At 31.1% G+C, this 6,975-nt stretch carries 7 protein-coding genes; 1 reads left to right on the top strand and 6 read right to left on the bottom strand.

The features are described from left to right. A partial coding sequence (locus tag B0B05_RS13445) for an IS1595 family transposase (RefSeq protein WP_143746027.1) occupies positions 1 to 311 on the top strand: 311 nt, incomplete at its 5' end. Here B0B05_RS13445 and B0B05_RS13440 read toward each other — a convergent pair. The 6 genes from B0B05_RS13440 to B0B05_RS16475 all read right to left on the bottom strand — a co-directional run bounded on the left by B0B05_RS13440 (position 312) and on the right by B0B05_RS16475 (position 6,711). Next, positions 312 to 1,121 carry a hypothetical protein gene (locus tag B0B05_RS13440; RefSeq protein WP_076784135.1) on the bottom strand — a complete coding sequence of 270 codons (810 nt, stop codon included), beginning with the start codon at positions 1,119 to 1,121 and terminating at the stop codon, positions 312 to 314. A 448-nt stretch (positions 1,122 to 1,569) separates the two neighbouring features. Next, positions 1,570 to 2,325, bottom strand: a complete 756-nt coding sequence (locus B0B05_RS13435) for a hypothetical protein (RefSeq protein ID WP_076784134.1) — start codon at positions 2,323 to 2,325, stop codon at positions 1,570 to 1,572. Positions 2,326 to 2,550: 225 nt separating this feature from the next. Then, positions 2,551 to 4,080, bottom strand: a complete 1,530-nt coding sequence (locus B0B05_RS13430; protein ID WP_076784133.1) for an ATP-binding protein — start codon at positions 4,078 to 4,080, stop codon at positions 2,551 to 2,553. A gap of 2 nt (positions 4,081 to 4,082) precedes the next feature. Next, the gene (locus tag B0B05_RS13425) at positions 4,083 to 5,336 is read right to left on the bottom strand and encodes an SIR2 family protein (protein WP_076784132.1); all 1,254 of its coding nucleotides are present in this window, start codon (positions 5,334 to 5,336) and stop codon (positions 4,083 to 4,085) included. Between the two features lie 142 nt (positions 5,337 to 5,478). After that, positions 5,479 to 5,727 carry a helix-turn-helix transcriptional regulator gene (locus tag B0B05_RS13420; protein ID WP_076784131.1) on the bottom strand — a complete coding sequence of 83 codons (249 nt, stop codon included), beginning with the start codon at positions 5,725 to 5,727 and terminating at the stop codon, positions 5,479 to 5,481. 717 nt (positions 5,728 to 6,444) lie between these two features. After that, positions 6,445 to 6,711 carry a hypothetical protein gene (locus B0B05_RS16475; protein ID WP_143746035.1) on the bottom strand — a complete coding sequence of 89 codons (267 nt, stop codon included), beginning with the start codon at positions 6,709 to 6,711 and terminating at the stop codon, positions 6,445 to 6,447. Between the last annotated feature and the right edge of the window lie 264 nt (positions 6,712 to 6,975).

Below are 6,975 nucleotides of genomic sequence, written 5' to 3'. Positions count from 1 at the left end.
AAACCATAAAAGAATCGATTGATAATCAAAGCATTGTTTTCACGGATAAAAGCACATCATACGTTGATATTTCAGATTTTGTTGAACTTCATATCACCGAAAAATCTGATAAAGAAACTACCAACGAAACCTTAAAATGGGTTCACATCACCATCAGCAATGCTAAAAGAAATCTATTGGGAAATTATCATAAAATCAAAAGAAAATATCTTCAATTGTATCTCAACGAATTTATTTACAAACTAAATCGAAGATATTTCGGAGACAAACTATTCGAAAGGCTCATTATTGCTAATATTACAGCAGTATGATTAAAAACGGATATACATATTAAAAATTTTGAAAGATTGTGAAAAACCACCACAAAATTGATTTTCAAAGCATATTGTAGTGAATTCAGATTGATTAAGCAACTCATTTATAAATTCTTGACTACTATAATAAGAATGGTTATCTCTGCGATATTTCTTTTTTAGTTTTTCATCTAAAATTTCACTAGGAATTGCAATTCTTTTGTCTAATACTTCTGTTGAAAAACAATCTAAGTCAAAATCAACGATGAATTTATTTTTTGGTTCAAAATAGAATTGACCTTGTTGATTTATCCAACCGAAATCATCCCAAAATTCTCCAAATTCATCTTCTTTTATTATATCATTTAAACATCCTCTGTTTGAAATGGCATCCCATATGAACCCCAAATTATATAGTTTTTTTGTTCCAAATTTTACAGTTTCATAAGTTGTTAGGAAACCTAATGAAGTTTCAGTTGCATTAAATAAGAATACATTTCCAATTAAGCCCAATTCCATTCCTACTTTAATCCAATCATCATCTAAAGTTCTAATGTCAAATTCTGTAAAAGTCCAAAAGTCTCTTATTGAAGGTTCATTTTCATTAAATTTATTAATAATTTCTAACGTCAATGTGTTAGGTTTACAAAAATCATCATGATTATCAAACAGAATGATATTAACTGGAAATGCAATTTCTTTATTTAATTTTTTAATATATAAGACATTTAGAATTGTTCTATGATCTTCATAAACAATTACATTTCCACTCGGAGTATATTTAACATTAATGTTTGCTCTTTGTCCAATATGTATTTCTTCATTCATTTGAAACGTATTCTTTTTATGAAATTGCAGATAATAGTCAAATATACGCAATTATCTCCTAATAACAACAATATAAATATTAATATAAAACATTGTATATCAAAATATTATATTATTTATAAACGTTTGTAAACATTTACAAACTGCTACGCACATTTCTAATATATACAAAATGCGAAACAAAAAAATCCCAACATCGTCAGCATTTACAAGCTCCGATTTCTTCCTTTCAATAGGCTTTTTATTCTTCGTCTTCTATGCCCAACGACCCGGGGCTCTGCCGAACGGAGCAAAGCTAAAACCCGAATATTATGTACAGGTATTTTAAATAGCCAATTTCACTGTTGGTGAGAAGCCTATGAAACAATGTATACAAATTGGTGGATCCTGACACGGGCAAGATGCCCGTGCCAGCAGGGGAATCATGGGTATTAGCTGCAGTAAATATTTAAATTATTTTGTCTATAGAATCTGGTAATAGGGGTTTGATAAATTCACCCGTATCTTTTAGAAATTTACGGTTTTCTTCTTTAGAAATCCAATTAAACATCTTTCCACCAAATGACTTGAACCAGTTTTTTTTATTAAGTATTTTACTTTGTCCTTTTAATTTTTCAATTTCTAAATGTAATTCTGCTAATGTAGCTTTCAATATAGCTTTATCTTGAATTTCAGCTTCCAATTTTTCTTTAAACTGTTCTTCAAGTTTGTTAAGCTTATCAATTAATATATTAGCTTCTTCTTTAGTGAAATTTTCTTCAGAAATATTTGTGAATTTTTCGTTTATATTCTTTATTTCCTCTTCAATTTCGTTCAGTCTTCTTAATTCTGGTTTAATAGTAAGTTCCTGCCAAAGGTTACTTAACCATTCACTTAAATGTTGAATTAATTTTGATTTACCTTCAAATGTTATTCGTTCTTCATTAACAATACTTCCAGGGCAAACTTTACCTGAAAACTCATATTCATAATATTCTATTTCTTTCCGTGTTGATGTAAAACCAATCGTTTGAGTTTCATTTATCGTTCTTGAGAGTTTTGATGTCTCTATAGGAATTTTAATATCAAAAAAATATTTATCATCATATAAATAAACAATTTTTAAATTATGATTTTCTGTTATTGTAAGAAAGTCATTATTACTGAATCTTTTATTTTTATCTATAGTTGTTTTAATCTCAAATAAAAATGAATTACTAATCATGATATTGGTGTTTTTATTACAGCTAACCCCCAAATATACCCAATCCCCACAATACTTCTTTACGGGAAACCATAAAAACAAAAAAATCCCAACTCTCGTTAGGATTTTATGCTTGGTTTCTTTTTTATTTTACCCGGGTTTTCATTGTTGGATTTCCAAGCCCAGCGACCCCAGGCTCCGCCGAACGGAGCGCAGCTAAAACCTGGTTATTAGCAGAAGTGCTTGTTATTCCTTTTTGAATATTCTTGGGGTTTCACTATGAGGTAATGGTTTTGCTTCTGCAATTTTAATTAATGAAGAAAATGCAAATGCTTCACCTAAAACTAATGCTTGTTGTTGTTTTAAACTTGTTAATAAATCTATTTGAGATTTATCATCATATTCAATTGTATTCCGAATGAAATCTAAATCTCGATTATTTGTTATTTTATGTACAATAAGTGAATTACATTGAGAAATTACTGTATGAGAAACTTCGCTAGGTCTTTGAGTTGAAACCATTAAATTAACACCAAATTTACGTCCTTCTCTTGCTAATTTTTCTATATAATAATTGTTCATCTGGTCTGTTGAATCTGTAGAAATATATCTATGAGCTTCTTCTAAAACCAGTAAAATATTATCTTTTTCTCGATTTGCATATTTTGTTTTATAATTGAAAATGCTCTTACTAATCATATAAACAAATAAGGCTAAAATATCATTAGCTACTTTTAGTGATAAAATTAAAACTTGTTCTTTATCAGAGTTTAAAAAATCTTCAATTGTGTTTCCTGTTTTATTAAACACTGCGTTGAATCTTTGATCAGAACAAAAATGGTTAATTCTCATAATGATGTGTTTAAGAAAACCAATTGTGAAATTATCTCTATTGCCTCTATTATCTAATGGAACTGCATTTTCAATTTCAATTTGTAATTCCGAAAACTCATAATATATTTTTTCGTCAACATTTTCTGTTTTTTTTAATTTCTTTACTGCTGATTTTAGATAAGGAATAACATTAGGAGATTCTTCTTTTAGTAATTGAGTAAGTTCATAAAAACTTAAGTCTTTATGTGATAACTCTAAATCTGAAAAGTCCTTTAATAATAGCCAATCTGGTTTGATATTGTCGCTGTCGTTAAAAATTTCAGAATATTCTTCGTTAGAATCTATTATAATAGTTTTTAATGCCTTTGATTTTGTATTATTTAACCTGTTTTTTTCCAAGTAGACACCTTGTAATATAGATGTTACAGTACACGATTTTCCACTTCCTGTATTACCAAAAACAGCGAGATGCTTTCCGAAAAGTATATTCGGATCTGCGAATATTTTGAGATCATTAAAGTAAATGTCATTACCAAGTTCTAGAGAAGGTTCATTTGGCCTAATTGTAGAATTATAAATTGCTCCTAGTTCTTTTTCTTCTACAGTTAGAACTTCGCTGTCTAAGGTTGGAAAATAGTCAATGCCTCTTTTGAATTTATTGGATATTGGATTATAAGTTCCAATAAGTCTAATTTTTGAAATTATTGTTTCATTTTTTGGATCGAAAAGTATCTCCCTCTCTTTTGAAGCTTCAAATTGCTCAAATATAACACCAATTGCACATTGTGAATTATATAAAGGAATGGAAACATAACTGTTTAACATACCAATAATATGTAGTCCATTTCCAGAGGAAACTGGTTTAGAAAAAATGTCTTTATTATGAATTATTTCCAAATATCTATTTGAAATTCTGTAAACTTCACCTATCTTAAATGCCATAGTTACTTTGCTAAACTTTTTAAGGTGTCAATTATAGTATCTTTTGGAGGTAGGTAAGAATTTAATGGAATTAAAAATTTCACATAATTAGTAAAGTCACCAACCAAAGCACCTTCAAATATTATAATCCTTTTATCACTTACTGCACGATCTTTTAAAGTTTGCAAAAATAGTGGTGAGTTTTCATTAATTAGTCCGTAATTATGAATAATTATTGTTAGGTTTGGATTATATAAACCAGTTCTTATTATATCGTTAATATGTTCGTCTAAAAAAGAATATCCAATAACAACAAGTGTATTTTGAGTTTCAGATAAACTTTTTGAAAAGTTTCTAAATAATTCACTGTAAGGCAAATCAAGAGAATATGATTTTTTAGTTTGAATTGGATAAATCATTAAACTCTCAAAAGAAAAATCATCTTTTTTTTCAGAATCTGAAATTTGAATTTCTTTAATGTTATATAAATCATTTAAACTTTCAGCATACTGCCATGATACACTACCATGAAGTTTATAGATATTTAAATATGTTGTTATTCTTTTTCCTTTTTCAGCTGAGTCTTGTTTTATGTATGTTTCATTGTGAAAAGTGTCAGGGTCAAATTTTCTCATATGAACTCCTCTAAATCCATTATTGTAATTTACTCCAATCTTTTCACAAGCATTCTCGAATGCTAAATCGTAATTTGGTGTAAATATTTTTGGTCTATTTAGGTTTTCTTTTCTACTAATTATTTTGTTTATAAATAATTCATGTATTCCTAGATTTTTTTCAACGTAATCAATTGGAAATGGAACATATTTCTCTACGAATATTTTTAAGGCTTTGTCCAAATAGTTCTTTATTTCTACAGCAGACGCAACATCCTCTTTAATATTAAGATTATAAAGATATTCTTGGTTTATTTTGTCAAATTTTTTTTCTAAAAGTATATCACTTTCTAAAAATTTTATAAGTTGTAGTATGTGAGGTTTTTCGGGTGTAATGCCTTTAAGTTCTGACAATATTGTTTCAAATGGATTTTCTCCTTTATTAATTGTTTTTCCACCAATTGCAACAGATGTACCAGAACCACAGAGAAAATTTAGATTTTCATTTAAATAATATTTAGCCAAATTGTTTAGGGGAATATTTTCTTCGTCTCTGAAAAAATCAACTAATTCACTATCAATTTTTGATTTACTTTCTTCTAATTCTAACACTTTCGTAGAACCATCAATTGTGATGTAATTTTGAATTTTTTTATCTGTCATTTTCAAGGGTTATCATTGGGATGGTTTTTGTTTATAGCCTTACAGCTAACTCCCAAATATAACTACTTCTCCTCAATCTCAATTACGGTTTTCCGTAATCTATAAAAAACTCTCAAAAAATTTGAGAGTTTTTTATAGATTCTTATTTCAGTTTATCTGAAAATTCTTCATAAGTAGGAGATTTTTCCTTTTTCCAGTCGGTTGGCTCAAGTAAATCTTTGATGTCAATTCTAAGAAGTTTTGCAATTTCTCTTAGCTCTGGTAATGATGGTTGTCTTTTGTTATTGCGCCATAGTGAAATAGTTGATTCACTTTTGCCAAAGTATTTTGCAATCACTCGATTCTTGACTTTCCTGCTAGTAAATTCTTCATCTAATCGATTTATTTTCATAATTAATAATTTTTTTTGATAAAAGTTTTGCGTTTAACGTAAAACTTTATATATTTGTAATTAAGATATATGCGATAAAGAGCAGTTAATTAATTGCTTACATAACGATGTCACTCGTTCTAAATCCGCCAGATTGCCACGAGTTGACGAGTGTTCGCCTTATACTGGTATTTTGTAACTTCGCAATTATTCCAGTAGGGCGTTCCTCGTTTTCTTTGGGGCAGCCTTAAGTCTTAGACTAAGGTGGGTTTCTGGCGGAACCATGAACAAAGTACGAGGGCGTCCTATCTGGTTTTTATATAGGACTTCTCGTTTGTGATCATCGTTCCATAACAACAAATAGTATGAGAACGACCCTAATCTACCGCCTTGTCAAAAAACCACCGGTCTAAGCCCTGCGCTTATTCCGCAAAAAAAACTTCAGCCCTGCACCGGCCTCTGTTGCGCAGCAGACCGCCCAAGTGCCAAGGCTGGCCCATGAACCAGAAAGCCTACCATAGAGATCCAACAGCCAAGGCTGGGGGAGTGCACCACACCATTTTAAATTCGCACCTTAAAAATAGTGGCTTTTCCCCAATATGGCAAATATTATTTCATACCCCCGGGATCTTTATCACACCATGCAGCAGGCCGCCAGACCCCAAACACCGCAGGGCTGATCTTTTATAACACCTGAGGCCTATCAGAAGCCTTAGCACGCACGCCACCCACGGGTTATTACACCACCTCACGGTAAGACCAAACATTTTCATTCATATCATTATTAATCTGGTGGATTGCCCTGGCGGGAAAGCCTGCAAATACCCCTGCACCGCTTCCCCCACCGCAGTCCCGAAAAAAGTGCAAAGTATGATGTACAATGTAGAAAGTAAAAAGTAAAAAGTAAAAAGTACAATTTATAAAGTACGGTGTGTGAGTGACGAGATGCTTCGAGAGCCTCAGCATGACAGCAGTGATGACGAGATGCTTCGAGAGCCTCAGCATGACAAAGAATAGTTAAATGATGCTTCGAGAACCTCAGCATGACAGTAGTGTAGGGATGGCTTCGTCGTCGTACCTCCTCCTCGCCATGACACACAACTAACAAATAAAATATGAAAAACTCTTACAACAGCACGTAAACCTACATCGTATTTGTCATTCCGTAGGAATCTCAAATGTAATTGTAGAGATGCTTACAGCATGACAAAGATACCGCGTGATGCTTCGAGAGCCTCAGCATGACAGCCGTGTAGAGATGCTTCGAGA

This window comes from Epilithonimonas bovis DSM 19482 (assembly GCF_900108115.1).
In the GTDB taxonomy this organism is placed as follows: domain Bacteria; phylum Bacteroidota; class Bacteroidia; order Flavobacteriales; family Weeksellaceae; genus Epilithonimonas; species Epilithonimonas bovis.
Note: the sequence above shows the minus strand (reverse complement) of the source record. Positions and strands in the feature narration are given on the sequence as shown.